This window comes from Ochrobactrum sp. P6BSIII (assembly GCF_014138065.1).
Lineage (GTDB): Bacteria > Pseudomonadota > Alphaproteobacteria > Rhizobiales > Rhizobiaceae > Brucella.
Map to the genome: position 1 here is coordinate 185,137 of NZ_JACGXB010000004.1, position 19,234 is coordinate 204,370.

The window sequence follows — 19,234 nt, forward strand, 5'->3', positions numbered from 1 at the left end:
CGTCAGGCCAGTTGTTCCAGCCATAGACGGAAATCCGCAAGAGCGCGGGCGGAAAGCGCACGCTTCTTGGCGATGGTCTTTTCCTTGCCACGCAGACGCTTGTCTTCTTCCTTCGGAACTTCGACCGGCGGAAACAGGCCAAAATTGACATTCATCGGCTGGAACGATCGTTTGCCGGGTTCCGCATCATCGGCGACAATGTGGCCGCCGGTAATGTGTCCAAGCAACGCGCCAAAGGCGGTTGTCGGCGGTGGCGGGACGGCGGCATTGCCCAGTCGTTCTGCTGCGGTGAAGCGACCAGCAAGAAGGCCGATAGCCGACGATTCGACATAGCCCTCGCAACCCGTCACCTGACCAGCAAAGCGCAAGGTCGGGCGCGACTTCAGGCGCAGCACGCTGTCGAGCAGCACGGGCGAATTGAGGTAAGTGTTGCGATGTAATCCGCCGAGACGTGCGAATTCGGCATTTTCCAGTCCGGGAATCATCTTGAAGATGCCCGTCTGCGAGCCGTATTTCAGCTTCGTCTGGAAACCGACCATGTTGTAGAGCGTGCCCAGCGCATTGTCCTGACGCAGTTGCACGACTGCATAGGCTTTCACCGTCGGGTTATGCGCATTGGTCAGGCCCATCGGCTTCATCGGGCCGTGGCGCAGCGTTTCAGGTCCGCGTTCCGCCATGACTTCGATCGGCAGACAGCCGTCGAAATAAGGCGTGCCTTCCCATTCCTTGAATTCCGTCTTGTCGCCTTCGACAAGCGCCGCCACGAACGCCTCATACTGCTCCTTGTCCATCGGGCAGTTGATATAGTCCTTGCCGGTGCCGCCGGGGCCGACCTTGTCGTAACGGGACTGGAACCAGCAGACGTCCATATTGATCGAATCGAAATGCACAATGGGCGCAATCGCATCGAAGAAGGCGAGCGCGTCGGCATCCGTTTCCGCAGCGATGGCTTCGGCCAGCGACGGCGCGGTCAAGGGACCGGTGGCAACGATTGTCGTGCCCCATTCTGCTGGCGGCAAGCCGGTGACTTCCTCACGCTGGATGGTGATCAGCGGATGCGCTTCGAGCTTTTCGGTGACGGCTTGCGCAAATCCCTCGCGGTCCACGGCAAGTGCGCCGCCCGCCGGGACCTGATGCGCATCGGCGCAGGCCATGATGAGTGAACCCGCAAGGCGCATTTCGGCGTGGAGGACACCAACAGCGTTGGTTTCGGCATCGTCGGAGCGGAACGAATTCGAGCAGACGAGTTCTGCCAGCTGCTCGGTCTTGTGCGCATCGGTGCCGCGCACGGGGCGCATTTCATGCAGCACGACAGGAATGCCTGCCTGCGCTATCTGCCAGGCGGCTTCGGAGCCAGCGAGACCGCCGCCAACGACGTGAATGGGGGTGAGATCGGATGTGTTTGGCGATGTGTTTGTCATGGCCCTTCCCATATCGCCTTTGCGGGCGGCCATCAATGGGCGAGCCGTATCCCAAAAAACAAATGGCATCCGTCGCGGGAGGAGGTGCGACGGATGCCATATGGAAAGACCGGATTGGGAGGAAACCGGTCTCGTTGTCGCTAAGCCTGGGAGGAGGAGGGCTTGGCGACAAGCCAGGGCTGGTGGGAGGAGGATCCAGTCCTGGTGGTATTCACAGCTCGAAACTTCAATCTGAAATTTTCATCGAAAGGCGTTCAGCGTAATGCAATCGTCGCGAACAGCTTCTCGGTCTTCAGCTTGATGCTTAGCGAGCCTTGCTCTGACGAGCGACGTAAGGGATGTCGGCGCGGGAGATGCCGAGATCGTTCAGTTCGCGAGTCGAAAGCTGGTTCAGTTCGCTGACGGTTTCACGGTAACGGCGCCAGTTGTTGTAAGAGCGAAACAGGTTCATGGTCTTAATCCTTCAGTGTGCGATGGTATCGCTTGGGTTCAATTAATCTCTTTTGTTGCCCATGATATAAGCTATTGTTTTTGCAAGTTGCAGAGACGACTTTGCATAGATGCTCTGCGGATGCTGCAAGACGGTTTAAATCGATTGGACTGTTCCGGCACAAAATTGCCGCAATGCGATTTGATCGCTTGGTTTGCTGGTTGCGAAGTTTCTTATATGTTCTCAGCCGGTTGCGATTGTGACCGTCATCTCAGTTCGTTGACCCGGGAGTCATTTTGTCTTTTTCAATCTCAGTGGAGCGCCTGATTGTGCGCTGGCAGCAGGAAGGTCTGATCGATGCGGTTACCGCGTCGCGCCTGAATGCGGATCTTGAAAAACGAGCCACGGGTTTCAGCCTCGGTGCAGTGCTCGCCACGCTTGGCGGTCTGCTTCTTGGTGCCGCCGTCATCATGCTGGTTGCCGCCAACTGGCAGGATATGCCGCGCCTGATGCGGATCGGGCTCGTGCTTGCACTCATCTGGATTGGTTATCTTGGCGGCGCGTGGCGGCAGGCAAAGGGCGACAAGGTGTTCTCGTCCGCTCTTTATGTCGTCGGTGCTGCATCCTTCGGCGCGGGCATCGCGCTTGTCGGGCAGATGTATCACGTGTCCGGTGATGTTCATTCCGCTGCCGTCTACTGGACCCTCGGCGTGCTTGCGTCAGCCTTCCTGCTGCGTGCGCCGGTTCTGGCCGCTTTTGGCGCAGGCGTTGCGTGCTTTTATCTTTCAACATTCGTGTTTGACGGCACACCGGCGGACAATGCCGATTTGGCCTATCGCTGGATTGGTCCACTTCTGCTGCTGGTCGGTGTCGGTGCAGCGCTCCTCACGCGCTCGCGCCATGCGGCTCATCTCTGGGCGCTGTTCGCGATTGGCTGGGCCTTGCTGGTTTATGCCAAGAATGAAAACGATGTGGTGTTGTGCCTTATGATTGCGGTCGGCATCGCTTTCATGCTGGCGGATGCTTTCGCGCATGACACGATGGAGCGGCTCACACGCTTTGCGCAGCCGCTGGCGTCCTATGGTCTGATGCTGGCGCTGTTATCGCTCGGCATTCTGCAACTCAATCATATGTTCTCGTCTTCGGGCAGCTCTGCCTCGCTCGATCAGGACGTGCTTTATAGTATTCTGATCCTTGGCCTATCGATTGGCGCCATCGCATTGTGCGGTCGCGATAATGGCGGATTGCGCTCCATTGCCTATGCGGCGTTTTCATTTCAGGTGCTTTATCTGGCATTCACGACCGTGGGCACGATGATCGGCACGTCCGGCTTCTTCCTGACGGCAGGTGTTCTTGTGTTGCTTCTGGCGGCGTTCGTCCGCCGGATGGAACGGCGGTTCGGTAAAAAGCGCGAAGTGGGGAGCCAGTCATGAGCAGGAAGTGGCTTTATATAGGTGCTGCCGTCTCCGCCTTGCTGCAAAGCGGCATTCTTTATGCGGGTATCGAGCAGCGCGCATCCATATTGCGCTCAGGCCATGAAATCGTGTTGCAGACCGAGCCGGTCGATCCGCGCGATCTGATGCGCGGCGATTACGTCATTCTGGGCTATGAGATTTCCAGTGTCATGGGCAAGGACGTGCAGGGCAAACCTTCGGGCGAGCCGCGAACCGTCTATGTCGCCGTGAAGCCGGATGCGGAAAAGCTGTGGCATTTCTCGCGGGCGGCGCTCAGCCCGTTCACCGACCTCGCGCCGGATGAGGTGCAGATTCGCGGCCAGTCCACCTATCGGATCACAGACGATCCGGATCAGACCATTCGCCTCAATTTCGGCATTGAACGCTATTATGTTCCTGAAGGGCAGGGTCGCGATATCGAAATCGGGCAACGTGAAAGCCGGATTTCTGTTGTCGTTGCTGTCGATGATAGCGGTACGGCAGTCATCAAGGCTTTGCGGGACGAGGGGCGGCAACTCTATGAAGAACCGCTCTATTGATCAGGGTTTCCCGCTGTTCCGGCAGTCTTATCCGGCTACTTCAAGCTGAAGTTTATCTCAGGCTTGGCATGCGCGGAATGATCGCTATATAGAGGGGCAGAGTGCCGGAAGTGTTTCGTCTTGCCAAACCGGAAAATCTATACCGGGAAGGCGGCTTTTTTCCTTTGAACCGGGAAAATTGGATGATATAGAGACGCGCGCTTTCGAGGGCAGTTCAAGATCTGAGACGAATTTGGTGCGTTCTAAAGAATGCGCTTCGGTTCAGAAGCGGATATGGCGAAATTGGTAGACGCACCAGATTTAGGTTCTGGCGGGAGACCGTGGGGGTTCGAGTCCCTCTATCCGCACCAACTGCCAATAAGGCCAAAGAATTTCTCTCCCGCGTCTAGAGGCCCAGCGTCTAGAGCAAGGTGCCGGAAACGGCGGGATAATGACAAGAAGTGAAGGTTTGAACATGCAGGTTACCGAAACGCTCAATGAAGGGCTGAAGCGCGAGATTAAAGTCGTGGTTCCGGCCGGAGATCTCGAAGCCAAGCTCGCTGAGCGGCTCGATACCGCGCGCGGCCGCGCCAAGATCAATGGTTTCCGTCCGGGCAAGGTGCCTGCCGGTCACCTGCGCAAGATGTATGGCCGTTCTTTCATGGCCGAGATCGTCAATGAAATCCTGAGCGATTCGTCGCGTTCGGTTCTCGCAGACCGTAACGAAAAGTCGGCTACCCAGCCTGAAGTCATCATGTCGGAAGACGAAAAAGAGGCCGAAAAGGTTCTCGACGGCAAGGCCGATTTCGTTTTCTCGCTGAACTACGAAGTTCTGCCGGCTATCGACGTCAAGGATTTCTCCAAGATCGCCGTGACCCGTGAAGTCGTCGAAATCTCGGAAGAAGAAGTTGACGAGCAGGTCAAGCGCATCGCTTCCTCGACCCGCACCTTCGAAACCAAGAAGGGCAAGGCCGAAAACGAAGATCGCGTCACGATCGACTATCTCGGCAAGCTCGACGGCGAGCCGTTCGACGGCGGTGCAGACAATGACGCCCAGCTTGTTCTGGGTTCGGGCCAGTTCATTCCGGGCTTTGAAGAGCAGCTCGTTGGCGTCAAGGCTGGCGACGAAAAGGTCATCAATGTGACCTTCCCGGCTGAATACGGCGCAGCGCACCTTGCAGGCAAGGAAGCTACCTTTGACATCAAGGTCAAGGAAGTTGCCAAGCCGAACGAACTGGAACTCAACGACGAAACCGCTACGAAGCTCGGCATTGAGTCGCTTGAGCGTCTGCGTCAGGTTGTTCGCGAACAGATCGAAAGCCAGTACGGCCAGATCACCCGCCAGAAGGTAAAGCGTCAGATTCTCGACGCTCTGGATGGCGATTATCAGTTCGAAACCCCGCAGAAGCTGGTTGACGCCGAATTCAACAACATCTGGCAGCAGATCAACTTCGACCTGCAGCAGGCTGGCCGTACCTTCGAAGACGAAGAAACCACGGAAGAAGCTGCTCGCGAAGAATATCGCAAGCTCGCAGAACGCCGCGTGCGTCTCGGCCTCGTTCTCTCCGAAATCGGCGAGAAGGCTGGCGTTGAAGTTTCTGAAGAAGAACTGCAGCGCGCTGTTTACGACCAGGTTCGCCGTTATCCGGGCCAGGAAAAGGAAATCTACGACTTCCTGCGCAAGACGCCGGATGCCGTTGCTAACCTCCGCGCACCGATCTTTGAAGAAAAGGTCGTTGACCATCTGCTGGCCAACATCAACGTGACCGACAAGAAGGTCTCGAAGGAAGAGCTGACGGCTGAAGACGAAGACGGTTCGGAAGCAAAGCCTGCAAAGAAGGCTGCGCCGAAGAAGAAGGCCGCTCCGAAGAAGAAGGCCGACGAAGACAAGTCCGAAGAGGCTTAATCTTCTCTGTCTAGAGCATTTCCAGCAAAAGTGCGTAGCGGTTTTGCGTAGGATAATGCTTAACAATAAATAGATAGAGCGGTTCTACGATTCCGTATTAAACGGAACCGCTCTAGCGAATTTGGAACTGGCCGCGCATTGCGCGGCCTTTTCCGTTTCAACCCACGGATAAACGGCTGAAAAGCTTGCATCCATGGGGGCTTTGCTCTAGCCAGTAATCAATCCGTTTTTAGCTCAATCAGAATATTTGCGAGCCAGCATGTCCCTTATTGATACGCGCATACCGGAACCGAAACGCTTCATCTCCGGCGCCACTGGCGACTGGGAAGTCGTCATCGGCATGGAAGTCCATGCGCAGGTCACGTCCGAGTCGAAGCTGTTCTCAGGCGCTTCCACTTCGTTCGGCGCCGATCCGAACGCCAATGTGTCTCTGGTGGATGCCGCCATGCCGGGCATGCTGCCGGTCATCAATCTGGAATGCGTCAAGCAGGCTGTCCGCACGGGTATTGGCCTCAATGCCCAGATCAATCTGAAGTCGGTTTTCGATCGCAAGAACTACTTCTATCCCGATCTGCCTCAGGGCTATCAGATTTCGCAGTTCAAGCAGCCGATTGTGGGCGAGGGCAAGATCATGATTTCGGTCGGCCCCGACAATAAGGGCCAGTTCGAAGATGTGGAGATCGGTATCGAGCGTCTGCATCTGGAACAGGACGCGGGCAAGTCGATGCATGATCAGCATCCGACCATGTCCTATGTCGACCTGAATCGCTCTGGCGTGGCACTGATGGAAATCGTCTCCAAGCCGGATCTGCGCTCGTCGGATGAGGCGCGCGCCTATCTGACCAAGCTGCGCACGATTGTCCGTTATCTCGGCACCTGCGACGGTAATATGGACGAAGGCTCCATGCGCGCCGACGTCAACGTTTCCGTGCGTCGTCCGGGTGGCGAATTCGGCACGCGTTGCGAAATCAAGAACGTCAACTCGATCCGCTTCGTTGGTCAGGCTATCGAATATGAAGCGCGCCGTCAGATCGGCATTCTGGAAGATGGCGGTTCCATCGATCAGGAAACGCGCCTGTTCGATCCTGTGAAGGGCGAAACCCGTTCGATGCGCTCCAAGGAAGAAGCGCATGATTACCGCTATTTCCCGGATCCTGATCTGTTGCCGCTCGAATTTGATCAGGCATTTGTGGATGCATTGGCTGCCGAACTGCCGGAACTGCCGGATGAGAAGAAGCAGCGTCTGGTCGAAAAGCAGGGCATTTCGATCTACGACGCCTCTATCCTGGTCACGGAAAAGGCGATTGCCGACTATTACGAATCTGTAGCTGCTGGCCGTGATGGCAAAGCTGCAGCCAACTGGGTCATCAACGATCTGCTCGGCGCGCTCAACAAGGCGGGCAAGAGCATCGAGGAATCGCCGGTCAGCCCTGAACAGCTTGGTGCGGTCATCGATCTCATCAAGGACGGCACGATTTCCGGCAAGATCGCCAAGGACCTGTTCGAAATCGTCTGGAACGAAGGCGGAGACCCGAAGAAGCTCGTTGAAGAACGCGGCATGAAGCAGGTCACTGACACCGGCGCCATCGAAAAGGCGGTCGACGACATCATTGCCGCCAACCCGGAGAAGGTTGAACAGGCCAAGGCCAAGCCGACGCTGGCTGGCTGGTTTGTCGGTCAGGTCATGAGGGCCACGGGCGGCAAGGCCAACCCACAGGCTGTGAACGATCTGGTCAAGGCCAAGCTCGGGATTGAAGAGTAATGTGGGTTCGCAGCGCCACCGAGGCTGATCTGAAGGCAGTTCACGAGCTGCTCGTATCGACCTGGCACGCGACTTTCGACGACATTCTGGGCCGGGAGATGGTCAACGCCGTCACCGGCCAGTGGCATAGCGTTGCCGCGCTGAAAGCCAATCTGCGCAAGCCTTATTCGGAATTCATCGTCGCCGATAACGGCGAGGGCGGTATCGATGGCATGGCTTTCGCCAGCCAGTCCGAGGAAGGCAAGGCATCGCTGCACCAGCTCTATGTGCGTCCAGACGTGCAGGTTCAGGGTGTGGGTACGATGCTGCTTGCGGAAATCGAGATGGCTTTCCCCGATGTGCGCGCTATCAAGCTCGAAGTGATCGAGAAGAACGCCAAGGCGGTAAAGTTCTACGAACGCAAGGGCTATGCCATCGTCGGTCGTAACGAGGACTGGGGTGATCCGAACTGCAAGGAACCGGTTCTCGTGATGGAAAAGTCGCTCGACGGCTGGAGCATGTGAAGCGCGTCTTGCCCAAGCGAAAAGCCGAAAGCTGACGAGTTTTAGCCTCTTCATACTCTTGTGACAGCGGCAACTTGACCCTTGCCTTGATCGGGCGATAGGGCCATAAGCAAGGACAAAGCGACAGTTTCGTCTGTCCGCGATGATGATGGATCTGGAAAAGGCCATGATGAAATTTCTTACGCAAGTCTTCACCTGGTGGAATGGTCAGACGCTCGGTACGCGTTTGCACACATGGCGCAAAGGCGAGCGCGTCGGTGAAGACGAGTTCGGCAACATCTACTATCAGGGTGGCAAGGACTCCGAAGGTCGCACACGTCGCTGGGTCATTTTCAATGGCTATGCGGAAGCAAGTGCAATTCCTGCGGGCTGGCACGGCTGGATGCATCATCGCGTCGATACGCCGCCGAGCAAGGAAGACTACAAGCCGCGCGACTGGCAGAAGCCGCATTTGCAGAATCTGACAGGTTCGCCGCTTGCTTATCGTCCGAAGGGCTCGATTGCCCGTCCGGGTACGGAACAGGCCGAGCGTCCGCGCGTGACGGGCGAATACGATGCCTGGACACCGGGCAACTGAGACTGAACAAGTTTACAATCCGGCGTGATTTTCACGCCGGATTTTCTTATTTCCCGCTACGTTTTGGCTTTTTAGACTTAAAAGGCCGGGATAGACGGGCGACGAAGGTCTGTTCCGGCCATTGCACCTTGCAGCAGGGCAACGAATCGTCACATTTCGAGCCTAGGAACGATTCCAGTTCATTTGATCAATCTTTGATGCGGGTTTCCGTTTTGACGAAGCATTCCCCCGGCACGGCTGGCAACGGAAAAGATAAAATCAAGAAGGCTGCACATGTGGCCCTGATTTCGCTTTTTGCGGCTGTCGGCAGCTTGCATGCAGCTCAGGCAGAACGTGTTTCCAATCCGGTCGCGGAGTTTTCGGGACTGGACAAGATCACGGGCCGCATCACGACATTTGACGTCTATATCAATGAGACGGTTCAATTCGGCGCGCTTCAGGTGACACCGAAGGTTTGCTATTCCCGCACCGAGAATGAAGCGCCGCGCACCGACAGTTTTGTCGAGGTTGAGGAAATTACGCTGGATCGCAAGATTCGCCGTATCTTCACGGGCTGGATGTTTGCTGACAGCCCCGGTCTCAACGCTGTTGAGCATCCGATCTATGACGTGTGGCTGAAAGACTGCAAGCAGAAGTCCGACGTTCCGGCACCGGCTGCACAGCAGAACTGATCCCAACTTTTTCCGGTCAAGTTAGAAACGGGCAATGTTCTCAAGGGCTTGCTCGAGAATTTTCTCGTATTTCTTGCGGGGGACTTCGATTGCACCGAAACGCTCAAGATGCGGCGTGGTGAACTGGGTATCGAGCAGCAGGAAGCCCTGCTTGACGAGATGCTGCACCAGAAAAGCGAGACAGACTTTTGAAGCATCGCGCTTGCGCGTGAACATGCTCTCGCCGAAAAAGGCTCTGCCGAGCGTTACGCCATAAAGGCCGCCGACCAGCTTGCCCTCGTGCCATGCCTCGACCGTATGGCAATGTCCGATTTCAAACAATTTGCCATAGGCTTCGCGGATTGGACCGTTGATCCAAGTGCGCGCGCGTTCGCCGGCGCCGCTGGCGCATCCGTCGATGACGCCCTCGAAATCACTGTCGAGCCTGATATCGAAAATGCCCTGCCGAATGGTCTTTTGCAGGCTGCGGGGGATATGAAATCCATCAAGCGGTATGACACCGCGTTTTTCAGGGCGTACCCAGAAGACCTCTGGATCATCCGCCTCTTCGGCCATCGGAAAAACCCCGGTGGCGTAAGCGCGCAGGAGCAATTCCGGTTCGATTGTATAGTCGTCCGGCTTTGCTCCTGCTGTCACTTATTTAAGCGCCTTCGCTCTCGGACTGGCTAGCCAGATATTTTTCTAGCCAGTGGATATCATAGGCACCATTGGCGATGTCCTGATTTCCGATCAGCTCCTGGAACAGGGGCAGGGTCGTCTTGACGCCATCCACCACGAATTCGTCCAGCGCGCGACGCAGACGCATCATGCATTCGACGCGGTTGCGTCCATGCACGATGAGCTTGCCGATGAGGCTGTCGTAATACGGCGGAATGCGATAGCCGGAGTAAACGCCGGAATCCACACGGATGCCGAGGCCGCCAGGCGTATGGTAGTGGGTGATGAGACCTGGAGACGGCGTGAAGTTACGCGGGTCTTCCGCATTGATGCGGCATTCAATGGCGTGGCCAGAGAAACGCACGTCCTTCTGCTTCACCGAAAGGCCGAGACCCGCAGCTACGCGAATCTGCTCATGCACGAGATCGATGCCGGTGATGGCTTCCGTGACCGGATGTTCCACCTGCAGACGGGTGTTCATTTCAATGAAATAGAACTCGCCGTTTTCATAAAGGAACTCGATCGTGCCTGCGCCGCGATAGCCAAGCTCGGCAACGGCGTTGGCGCAGATCATGCCGATCTTGTCGCGTGCTTCCGTGTTGAGAGCCGGGGAGTTGGCTTCTTCCCAGACCTTCTGGTGACGGCGCTGCAAGGAGCAGTCGCGTTCGCCCAGATGGATCGCGTTGCCCGCACCGTCGCCCATGACCTGAACTTCGATGTGACGCGGCTTTTCGAGATACTTCTCGATGTAAACGGCATCGTCACCGAACGCGGCAGCCGCTTCGGAACGCGCGGTTGCGAGAGCAATCGACAGGTCTTCCTCAGTGCGGGCCACTTTCATGCCGCGACCGCCACCACCAGCCGAAGCCTTGATGATGACCGGGAAGCCGATTTCCTTCGCCACGCGTGCAGCTTCAACATCGTCGGTGATGCCGCCATCCGAACCGGGAACGACCGGAATACCGAGGCGCTTGGCTGTGCGCTTGGCTTCGATCTTGTCACCCATGATGCGGATATGGGAGGCTGTGGGGCCGATGAAGGTGATGTTGTGTGCTTCGAGAATTTCCGCGAACTTGGCGTTCTCGGACAGGAAGCCGTAGCCCGGATGGATCGCATCCGCGCCGGTGATCTCGCATGCAGCAACGATCTGATGAATGTTCAGATAGCTGTCGCGCGATGGCGGCGGGCCGATACAAACACTTTCATCTGCCAGACGGACATGCATCGCGTCGGCATCTGCCGTGGAGTGAACAGCGACCGTCTTGATGCCCAGTTCCTTACAGGCTCTGAGCACGCGAAGAGCGATTTCGCCACGATTGGCTATGAGGATCTTTTGAAACATGCGCTTGCTGCCAGTTCCGGTTTCGTGAAGTGAAGACGCGTCAAACAAGGGTTGAACGACGCTTACTCGATCACGACGAGCGGTTCGTTGAATTCAACCGGCTGGGCGTCTTCGATCAGAATGGCCTTGACCGTACCAGCGCGCGGGGCGGGGATCTGGTTCATGGTCTTCATGGCTTCGATGATGAGGAGAGTCTGGCCTTCCTTCACCTGCGTGCCAACTTCGATGAAGTTGCGTGCGCCCGGTGCCGGAGCAAGATAGGCAGTGCCAACCATCGGCGACAGAACGGCGTTCTTTGCCAGTTCAGCCTTGGTCGGCTCGGCTGCTGCCGGAGCGGCGGCAGGTGCTGCTGCAGCGACCGGTGCTGCGGCCGGGTAGACGGTCGCTGCGGCCTGAACCGTTACATTGCGCGAAACGCGGATACGCAAATCGCCATGTTCGATTTCGATATCGGTGAGGTCGGTATCGTTGAGGATGTCCGCGAGATCGCGGATGGTTTCTTTGTCGATGACAGTATTTTTGCTGGACATATCAGGCCCCTTTTACGCTTTGCCCGTTGTGTTCTTGTTCTTTGGCAATTGCCGCGAGCGCGCGTAGGCCGAGCAGATACCCTTCCGCGCCAAAGCCGCAAATGACGCCTTTGGCGACTGCGGATACATAAGAGTGATGCCGGAAGGCCTCACGCGTATGAATGTTCGAAAGATGCACTTCCACAACCGTGACCTTCGCTGAGCGGATCGCGTCGTGGATGGCAATTGAAGTGTGGCTGTAGGCTGCCGGATTGATCAGGACATAGGCGTTTTTTTCGCCCGCTTCCTGAATCCAGGTGACCAGATCGCCTTCATAGTTGGACTGGCGAAAATCAACTTCGAGATCAAGAGAACCGGCTTCGCGCTTGCAGGCCGCTTCAATGTCGGCGAGCGTCGCAACGCCATAAATTCCCGGTTCACGCTTTCCCAGAAGATTGAGATTGGGACCGTTTAGAACAAAAACCGTCTTTGTCATTTGTGTCCGCGCCAAATCCTTTGCAACCGATATCGTGTTACCACGAAAATTTAGTAACACTTCGCTTTCCATATAGAGAGCTTGGATGCAAGCCGAAACCCTATAATTCAGTGCAGATGTTCTGCCTGACCGGTTTTTCCCGCTATTCTTTGCGAGATGCACCGGCATTACGGCATTTTTTCTTCAAGACCCGGTAATCACCGGTTTTTGATAAGTCTGTGCCCGATAGGCTTTCAGTCAAGAAAGCCTATCGGGCACAGGGTGTCATTTTCACATCTTGGCGGCAGTGCGTGCGGCGGCGATTCTCTCGATAAGGCCGTCGGCGCCGATAGCGCCCGGCACCAGCTCATTACCGATGATGTAGGACGGCGTGCCGGTGATGTTGAGCTGCGTTGCCAGCTGATAGGTGTCCTGGAAAGCGCCGGTGATCGCCGGGTCCTTCATCTTTTCACGCAGCGCGGCTTCGTCAGCGCCGAGCTTGACGGCATCTGCAATGGCGGATGCTTCGGTGGCGCGTTCCTGTGCGCCGAGCAGGACACTATGATATTCGGCATATTTTTCCGGCATCAGTGCCTTGAAGGCCTGCGCAACAATATGCGCCTTCACCGAATCCGGGCCGAGGATCGGGAATTCCTTCATGACGAAACGAACATTCGGATCGTTTTTCAGGATGGCCTGCATGTCGGGCAGGGCGCGTTTGCAATAGCCGCAATTGTAATCGAAGAACTCGTAAACGGTCACATCGCCGTTCGGATTGCCGAAAACGGCGTCATGCTGCGGATTGTAAAGTGCGCTCTGATTGGCGGCCAGAACCTTTTTGACCTGTTCTTGAGCATCATGCGCCTGCTTGGTTTCCAGTGCGCTCTGCACTTCCAGCATCAGTTCAGGATTTTGGAGAAGATAGTTGCGCACCACATTTTCAATGGCCTGCTCGTTAAGCGGTGCTTCAGCCGTCGTTGCCGCCGTGACCGGCGCAGACGCATGGCGCGACAGCCCTGCGCCATAACCAAGAGCCAACGCTGCCAAACCGACAATGCCGCTCGCCAGCGTGATGGAAACTGCATTCTTCATCGTGAAATTCCAATCCGTTCAAAAATACGCCGTGACCAATATAGACCAATACCGGGCGTTATTTGCTTTTCTTCGTACTGATAATGTCCTGCGCACGCAACCAGTCGGGGGTTCCGGATTTCAGCTGCTTCTGTGCGCGGATCGCGAATATCTGGGCATCCTGTAGTTTGCCCGAATAGAAGTTCATGTCGGCAGTCGCAAGGTCTGCAAGTCCCATGCTGCCCTGCTGGCCATAGGCTTGCGCGAGATATCCATAGCCGCCCGGGAATTCCGGATCGGATGCGATGCCCGCTTTGATCTCCTTGATTGCTGTCGGCATGTTTGCTTTCGCGCCCGTCAGCATGAGCGCGCGCCCATAGCTCATGCGCAGCAGCGGAGATTTGCGCGGATCGAGTGACACGGCGGTCTGGAAAGCCTTGGCGGCACCGGCAGCATCATTCGCCTTGATAAGAACCTCGCCACGCATTTCGTAGAAATAGGGGTTCTTTGGTTGTTCCTTGATCAGGGCATCGAATTTGGGCTGGGCAGAACGCGCCGAGCCGTTCAGATAGGTGGTGATCGCGCTGCCATAGCGCGCGGGAAGTCCGCCGGGATTGCCCCGGAACATACGCTGCAACTCGCCCATATTGCCCGAATAGGCCGCGATCTTGGCGCGCGCCATGTCATGGCGCAATTGCAGGGCAGGCGAATCCGTCTTGTTGAAATTAGGGCTCTTCTTGGCCAGTTCTTCGAGATTGGCGATGCGCTCGCGCGGAAGCGGATGGCTGATGCGATATTGGTCGATCTGCGTGCCCGATAAGGAGAGGGCGGAGGCAAAACGCTGGAACGTGTCCAGCATGCCCTTGGTCGATTGCCCGGTCGCGTTGAGATAGTTGACCGCCATACGGTCAGCCGTCATTTCCTCGGTGCGCTGATAGCTGAGAACGCTGCGCATCGCCGCTTCGGCGCTGCCGAGCGCGATGCCGCCGCCCGCACCGGCTGCCGAGCCGCTGCCGGCTGCTGCGCCTGCAACACCGGCACCCACGCCAAGCAGCATGCCGATCACCGCCATGGTCCGCGCACGGCTCAACTGTTCACGCAGACGGTCCTGATGCCCGCCTGCCAGATGGCCTGCCTCATGCGCGATCACGCCGATGATCTCGTTGGGCGTATCGGCCTGCATGATGGCGCCGGTATTGATGAAAATACGTCGTCCATCGACGAAGGCGTTGAAGCTCTGCGAATTGACGAGGATGACGCGCACGCCGCGGCTGGAAAGACCGGCGGCCTTCAGGATCGGCGCAGCATAATCCGCGACCAGCGCCTCGATTTCTGCGTCGCGCACGATTGGTACGCCGCGCGACTGGGCGGAAGCGGGGAGAACGCCTGTAACCGCCACGGCAAGGGCCGAAAGTGCCGCCACGGAACGGCGCACGAATCTTCCAAAGGATAAGGTCCCGGTCGGGAACGGCGCGATCAATGCTGCCATAATGCTCGTCGTCCTCCTCTTAGTGTCCGCGAATCTCGCAGTGGTTTGCTCATTCTATCGGCAAACGGGTTTCGGTTCAGGACCTTATAACCGTCCGGTTGCATTTTAAACGGCATATGGACAAGGCAGCATGATCTTAAAAAGCCCGATATTGGCCGTGCAATCTCTGCCGACTTTCCTATCCGGTCAATTCCGATATTGTTGCCATCAACCTTTAGACCCCAATGTGCGTGAAGGCCGCGCTACAGGCGTCCTTTACAAGCAATCATCCAGGACATTGCACCCAATTTCCTAAAAGCGCTGTTGCTTTACCAATCCGGCGTTTATACGGCGGTGATAATATGTTCTGTCCATGCGGCGCTTCAGGGGAGTGCTTGCAGTGTTCTGGAGGTAAAGTTGATCAGTCTTTCAAGTCGCAGTGCGGTCGAGCCATTTCACGCCATGGATGTTCTGGCAGAGGCAAACCGCCGCCGCGCCGCAGGCCATCCGATTATTTCCATGGCGGTGGGCCAGCCCGCAGATCCGGCGCCGCAGATCGTGCGACAGGCAGCCGAGCAGGCACTGAAAGACGGACGCATCGGCTATACCGACGCTCTTGGGCTAATTGAACTGCGTGAGGCAATTGCCGCGCATTATGCGGATCATTACGGCGTTTCCGTTTCGGCGGATCGAATCGCCGTGACGACTGGTTCTTCGGCAGCCTTCAATCTGGCCTTCGTGGTCTATTTCGATCCCGGTGACCGGGTGGCGATCACGCGTCCCGGCTATCCCGCCTATCGTAATATTCTGACGGCGCTTGGGCTGGAAGTGGTGGAAATACCGACCGGCAACGGCACATCGGCGGCTCTGACTGCCGAGGCACTAGCCGCAGCGCACGCCGAAAAGCCATTGAAGGGTGTGCTGTTTGCAAGCCCGGCCAATCCAACGGGCGCAGTGATTGCCAAGCCCGAACTGAAGGCGATCATTGATACGGCCCGCTCGCTCGGTATTCGCGTGATCTCGGACGAAATCTATCATCGGCTTTCCTATGAAACCGACGATGTTACGGCGCTCGAAATTACCGACGATGTTACGATCATCAATTCCTTCTCGAAATATTATTGCATGACGGGCTGGCGCATTGGCTGGATGGTTTTGCCGGAGGGCGATGTGCGAGCCATCGAACGGCTGAGCCAGAGCCTTTATATTTCCGCACCCGAACTTTCGCAGCGTGCGGCCATCGAGGCTTTCCACGCTACAGCCGAGCTGGAGCGCATCAAGGATCGTTATCGGCAGAACCGCGCAATCCTGCTTGAACATCTGCCACGCATGGGCCTGAAACTGGCGGCACCTATGGATGGCGCGTTCTACGCCTATTGCGATGTTTCGCGCTTCACCAATGACAGCATGGAATTCGCACGCAAGATGATTGCAGAGATCAATATTGCTGCAACGCCGGGCCGTGATTTCGACCCGCTGGATGGCCACCGCACCATGCGTTTCTCCTATGCAGGAAAAGTCGAAGAGATGCAGGAAGCCGTTCGTCGACTGGAAGACTGGCTACCACAACAGTCAGCCTGATTAAATTGACCGACAAAAAAACCGGCGTTTCCGCCGGTTTTTTTTATTCGTACTATCGGGCAGGGCTTAGAAGAAACCCTTCTTCTGCCACCATCCGCCGCGCTTCGGCTTCTGCTCGTCGGTATCGCTCGACGTGACGACAGGCTCGGTCTGCTTGGCCGGTTCTTCGATAACAGCCACTTCGGCTTCAGCCTCAACGGCCACAGCTTCTTCGACTTCCGCAACCGGCTTGGCAGCTGCCTTACGCGTGCGGCGCTTCGGCTTTTCAGCTTCGACTGCTTCAGGCGTTTCTACCGCTTCCGGTGCGGCTGGGGCGTCATCAGCCTTCTTGCGAGACCGGGTGTTCTTCCGGGCTGGCTTGGCTGGCGCTTCTTCAACTTCCGCCACCACGACTTCTTCTGCAGCTTCCTCAGTCTTTGCAGGCTTGCGGGCGCGCGGCTTGCGGGCAGTCTTCGCTGGCTTTTCGGTTTCAGCCGGGGCTTCTGCAGCTTCCGTTACGACGGCAACGGCTTCCACAACCTCAACGATTTCGGCCTTGGCAGCGACGACTTCGGCAGTGGCGGCTTCAATAGCGGCCTCGACCTTTGCCGGCAGAACAGGCGTATAGCCGACGAATTCCGGATCCGGAACCTTGCGACCGCTTACTTCGTCTTCACGACGGTTCTTGCGTCCGCCGCGACGGCCACGACGACGCTTCTTGCGGCGATCATCGTCGCTCAATGCCGCATCCGAACGGGCTTCAGAAGCTTCGTCGCCATCTTCTGCATCGTCATCTGCTTCATCGGAAGCTGCATCGTCCTGAGCGGTCTGTTCGCGGCTATCGCGATCCTTTCCGCCACGACGACGGCGACGACGGCGACGCTTGCGATCGCCTTCTTCGCTGCGTTCTTCACGGGCCGGTGCTTCGGCCTTGACGTCTTCTTCTTCCTCGTCTTCCTCGACCGGAATTTCAGGATCTTCGAAGTCGTCTTCAATATAGGCCATCGGCTGGACAGGCGGCTGCGTCACCGGACGGGTGGACGGCGCGCCCTTGTCGATAGCGAAATGCTGGTGACCGACACTTTCGTCGGCATCGATGCTGATGGCAACGCCAAAGCGGCCTTCGAGATCGGCCAGCAACTGGCGCTTGTGGTTCAGCACATAAAGGGCCGAAGCCGCTGGCGTGCGAACATTGATGTCAAAGCCCGAATGGCGCAGCAGATAATCTTCAATGCCGCGAATGATGTGCAGGGCCATCGAAGAGTCCGAGCGGACATGTCCGGTGCCGCCGCAATGCTGGCAGACCTGCATCGTGCTTTCGAGCACCGATGCACGGATGCGCTGGCGCGACATTTCAAGAAGGCCGAAATGCGAGATGCGACCAACCTGAATGCGAGCGCGGTCGTCCTTCAGGCAGTCCTTCATCTTCTTTTCGACAGCGCGGTTGTTGCGCTTTTCTTCCATGTCGATGAAGTCGACGACGATCAGACCGGCAAGGTCGCGCAGACGCAGCTGGCGCGCCACTTCCTCGGCAGCTTCCAGATTGGTCTGGAGCGCGGTGTCTTCGATGGAATGCTCGCGCGTCGAACGACCGGAGTTGACGTCGATGGCAACCAGCGCTTCGGTCTGGTTGATGATCAGATAGCCGCCCGATTTCAACGTAACCTGCGGCAGCAGCATGCGGTCGAGCTGCGCTTCGACGCCGTTGCGCGTGAAGATCGGCACCTGTTCGCGATAGGGCTGGACCACCTTGGCATGGCTCGGCATGAGCATGCGCATGAAATCCTTGGCCTCGCGATAGCCGTTCTCGCCGGAAACGAGGATTTCCGTGATGTCCTTGTTATAAAGGTCGCGGATCGAGCGCTTGATCAGGCTGCCTTCTTCATAGACGAGGGAAGGCGCCGTCGACTGCAAGGTCAGCGTGCGGACATTTTCCCAAAGGCGCATCAGATATTCGTAGTCGCGCTTGACTTCCGCCTTGGTGCGATTGGCGCCAGCGGTACGCAGGATCACGCCCATGCCCTGCGGCACTTCGAGTTCCTTGACGATTTCCTTCAGGCGCTTGCGGTCCTGTGGCTGGGTGATCTTGCGGGAAATGCCGCCGCCACGCGCGGTGTTCGGCATCAGAACCGAATAACGACCGGCCAGCGACAGATAGGTGGTGAGAGCTGCGCCCTTGTTGCCGCGCTCTTCCTTGACCACCTGCACCAGCAGAATCTGGCGGCGCTTGATCACTTCCTGAATGTTGTACTGGCGGCGATGGGTGCGGGTATGCGTCGGCAGTTCTTCCAGCGCATCTTCCGAACCGACCGATTCAACCATGTCTTCTTCATGTTCGATATCGTCTTCGTCGCCGCTGTCGACGGCTTCAGAAATCACGTCGCCCTTGTGCGACAGGGCGCTTGCAGGCGTTCCCGGTACATAGTTTACGAAACCAGGGCCGACAGGCTCTGCTGCGGGCAGGCCGTTATCCGAGGTGCTGGCCTGCGCCTTGTTCTGGTTGTCGCGACCACCGCGGCGGCGATTACGGCGCGAGCGGTCGTTCGACCGTTCACCCGAGCGCTCGCCAGACCGTTCGCTCTTGGCGCGCGGCTCGTCGTCATCGTCGTCTTCGGCGCGCTGCGCCTTGGCTTCCGCTTCAAGCAGAGCCAGACGGTCGGCGACCGGAATCTGGTAATAATCGGGATGGATTTCCGAAAAGGCGAGGAAACCGTGACGGTTGCCGCCATATTCCACAAACGCAGCCTGAAGCGAAGGTTCGACGCGCGTGACCCGCGCGAGGTAAATATTGCCTTTCAGCTGCTTCTTGTGTTCCGACTCGAAGTCGAATTCTTCAATCTTGTTGCCACGCGTGACGATGACGCGGGTTTCCTCCGGGTGGGAGGCATCGATGAGCATTTTGTTGGACAT

Annotated in this window: 17 protein-coding genes and 1 tRNA gene; 9 read left to right on the top strand and 9 right to left on the bottom strand. The window is 57.2% G+C overall.

The annotated features are described in order from the left end of the window. Positions 1-2: 2 nt before the first annotated feature. A complete protein-coding gene (gene trmFO / locus FHW00_RS07320; RefSeq protein WP_078338505.1) occupies positions 3-1,421 on the bottom strand; it encodes a methylenetetrahydrofolate--tRNA-(uracil(54)-C(5))-methyltransferase (FADH(2)-oxidizing) TrmFO in 1,419 nt (472 codons plus the stop codon). A 304-nt stretch (positions 1,422-1,725) separates the two neighbouring features. After that, complete coding sequence (locus FHW00_RS07325; protein WP_078338506.1) at positions 1,726-1,872, bottom strand: DUF1127 domain-containing protein; 147 nt, start codon at positions 1,870-1,872, stop codon at positions 1,726-1,728. Positions 1,873-2,147: 275 nt separating this feature from the next. On the opposite strand from FHW00_RS07325, the gene FHW00_RS07330 reads away from it, so the two are divergent. From FHW00_RS07330 to FHW00_RS07370, 8 genes are all read left to right on the top strand, one after another. Further along, positions 2,148-3,284 carry a DUF2157 domain-containing protein gene (locus tag FHW00_RS07330; protein ID WP_078338507.1) on the top strand — a complete coding sequence of 379 codons (1,137 nt, stop codon included), beginning with the start codon at positions 2,148-2,150 and terminating at the stop codon, positions 3,282-3,284. Continuing rightward, positions 3,281-3,844, top strand: a complete 564-nt coding sequence (locus FHW00_RS07335; RefSeq protein WP_113533549.1) for a GDYXXLXY domain-containing protein — start codon at positions 3,281-3,283, stop codon at positions 3,842-3,844. Before FHW00_RS07330 ends, FHW00_RS07335 begins: the two co-directional genes overlap by 4 nt. Before the next feature lie 267 nt (positions 3,845-4,111). Next, positions 4,112-4,194, top strand: a tRNA-Leu gene (locus tag FHW00_RS07340). Between the two features lie 104 nt (positions 4,195-4,298). Next, positions 4,299-5,729: a trigger factor gene (gene tig, locus FHW00_RS07345; protein WP_268898815.1), complete on the top strand. Its 1,431-nt coding sequence runs from the start codon at positions 4,299-4,301 to the stop codon at positions 5,727-5,729. 259 nt (positions 5,730-5,988) lie between these two features. Continuing rightward, positions 5,989-7,491 carry an Asp-tRNA(Asn)/Glu-tRNA(Gln) amidotransferase subunit GatB gene (gene gatB, locus FHW00_RS07355; RefSeq protein WP_078338509.1) on the top strand — a complete coding sequence of 501 codons (1,503 nt, stop codon included), beginning with the start codon at positions 5,989-5,991 and terminating at the stop codon, positions 7,489-7,491. After that, entirely contained in the window at positions 7,491-7,994 is a 504-nt protein-coding gene (locus tag FHW00_RS07360) for a GNAT family N-acetyltransferase (protein WP_078338510.1), read from the top strand. Before gatB ends, FHW00_RS07360 begins: the two co-directional genes overlap by 1 nt. Positions 7,995-8,160: 166 nt before the next feature. After that, positions 8,161-8,571 (top strand): NADH:ubiquinone oxidoreductase subunit NDUFA12, encoded by a 411-nt coding sequence (locus FHW00_RS07365; protein ID WP_078338649.1) that lies wholly within the window; start codon positions 8,161-8,163, stop codon positions 8,569-8,571. A gap of 197 nt (positions 8,572-8,768) precedes the next feature. Continuing rightward, positions 8,769-9,242, top strand: coding sequence for a DUF2155 domain-containing protein (locus tag FHW00_RS07370; protein ID WP_078338511.1), 474 nt, complete (start codon positions 8,769-8,771; stop codon positions 9,240-9,242). A 21-nt stretch (positions 9,243-9,263) separates the two neighbouring features. On the opposite strand, the gene aat is transcribed toward FHW00_RS07370, so the two are convergent. The 6 genes from aat to FHW00_RS07400 all read right to left on the bottom strand — a co-directional run bounded on the left by aat (position 9,264) and on the right by FHW00_RS07400 (position 14,785). Next, positions 9,264-9,833 carry a leucyl/phenylalanyl-tRNA--protein transferase gene (aat, locus tag FHW00_RS07375; RefSeq protein WP_078338650.1) on the bottom strand — a complete coding sequence of 190 codons (570 nt, stop codon included), beginning with the start codon at positions 9,831-9,833 and terminating at the stop codon, positions 9,264-9,266. 49 nt (positions 9,834-9,882) lie between these two features. Continuing rightward, entirely contained in the window at positions 9,883-11,241 is a 1,359-nt protein-coding gene (accC, locus tag FHW00_RS07380; protein ID WP_078338512.1) for an acetyl-CoA carboxylase biotin carboxylase subunit, read from the bottom strand. A gap of 62 nt (positions 11,242-11,303) precedes the next feature. Then, the gene (gene accB, locus FHW00_RS07385) at positions 11,304-11,771 is read right to left on the bottom strand and encodes an acetyl-CoA carboxylase biotin carboxyl carrier protein (RefSeq protein ID WP_078338513.1); all 468 of its coding nucleotides are present in this window, start codon (positions 11,769-11,771) and stop codon (positions 11,304-11,306) included. Between the two features lies 1 nt (position 11,772). Further along, complete coding sequence (gene aroQ / locus FHW00_RS07390) at positions 11,773-12,246, bottom strand: type II 3-dehydroquinate dehydratase (RefSeq protein WP_078338514.1); 474 nt, start codon at positions 12,244-12,246, stop codon at positions 11,773-11,775. A 270-nt stretch (positions 12,247-12,516) separates the two neighbouring features. Continuing rightward, entirely contained in the window at positions 12,517-13,317 is an 801-nt protein-coding gene (locus FHW00_RS07395; RefSeq protein WP_078338515.1) for a DsbA family protein, read from the bottom strand. A gap of 58 nt (positions 13,318-13,375) precedes the next feature. Further along, a complete protein-coding gene (locus FHW00_RS07400) occupies positions 13,376-14,785 on the bottom strand; it encodes a M48 family metalloprotease (RefSeq protein WP_078338516.1) in 1,410 nt (469 codons plus the stop codon). 396 nt (positions 14,786-15,181) lie between these two features. Between FHW00_RS07400 and FHW00_RS07405 the strand changes: the two genes are divergently transcribed. Next, complete coding sequence (locus FHW00_RS07405) at positions 15,182-16,345, top strand: pyridoxal phosphate-dependent aminotransferase (protein WP_078338517.1); 1,164 nt, start codon at positions 15,182-15,184, stop codon at positions 16,343-16,345. A gap of 66 nt (positions 16,346-16,411) precedes the next feature. Here FHW00_RS07405 and FHW00_RS07410 read toward each other — a convergent pair whose 3' ends face one another. Further along, complete coding sequence (locus FHW00_RS07410) at positions 16,412-19,234, bottom strand: Rne/Rng family ribonuclease (RefSeq protein ID WP_078338518.1); 2,823 nt, start codon at positions 19,232-19,234, stop codon at positions 16,412-16,414.

Coding starts and splice junctions, on each gene's coding strand:
- trmFO (WP_078338505.1), bottom strand. CDS start 1,421: ATGACAAACACATCGCCAAACACATCCGATCTCACCCCCATTCACGTC.
- FHW00_RS07325 (WP_078338506.1), bottom strand. CDS start 1,872: ATGAACCTGTTTCGCTCTTACAACAACTGGCGCCGTTACCGTGAAACC.
- FHW00_RS07335 (WP_113533549.1), top strand. CDS start 3,281: ATGAGCAGGAAGTGGCTTTATATAGGTGCTGCCGTCTCCGCCTTGCTG.
- tig (WP_268898815.1), top strand. CDS start 4,299: ATGCAGGTTACCGAAACGCTCAATGAAGGGCTGAAGCGCGAGATTAAA.
- gatB (WP_078338509.1), top strand. CDS start 5,989: ATGTCCCTTATTGATACGCGCATACCGGAACCGAAACGCTTCATCTCC.
- FHW00_RS07360 (WP_078338510.1), top strand. CDS start 7,491: ATGTGGGTTCGCAGCGCCACCGAGGCTGATCTGAAGGCAGTTCACGAG.
- FHW00_RS07365 (WP_078338649.1), top strand. CDS start 8,161: ATGATGAAATTTCTTACGCAAGTCTTCACCTGGTGGAATGGTCAGACG.
- FHW00_RS07370 (WP_078338511.1), top strand. CDS start 8,769: ATGCGGGTTTCCGTTTTGACGAAGCATTCCCCCGGCACGGCTGGCAAC.
- accC (WP_078338512.1), bottom strand. CDS start 11,241: ATGTTTCAAAAGATCCTCATAGCCAATCGTGGCGAAATCGCTCTTCGC.
- accB (WP_078338513.1), bottom strand. CDS start 11,771: ATGTCCAGCAAAAATACTGTCATCGACAAAGAAACCATCCGCGATCTC.
- aroQ (WP_078338514.1), bottom strand. CDS start 12,246: ATGACAAAGACGGTTTTTGTTCTAAACGGTCCCAATCTCAATCTTCTG.
- FHW00_RS07395 (WP_078338515.1), bottom strand. CDS start 13,317: ATGAAGAATGCAGTTTCCATCACGCTGGCGAGCGGCATTGTCGGTTTG.
- FHW00_RS07400 (WP_078338516.1), bottom strand. CDS start 14,785: ATGGCAGCATTGATCGCGCCGTTCCCGACCGGGACCTTATCCTTTGGA.
- FHW00_RS07410 (WP_078338518.1), bottom strand. CDS start 19,234: ATGTCCAACAAAATGCTCATCGATGCCTCCCACCCGGAGGAAACCCGC.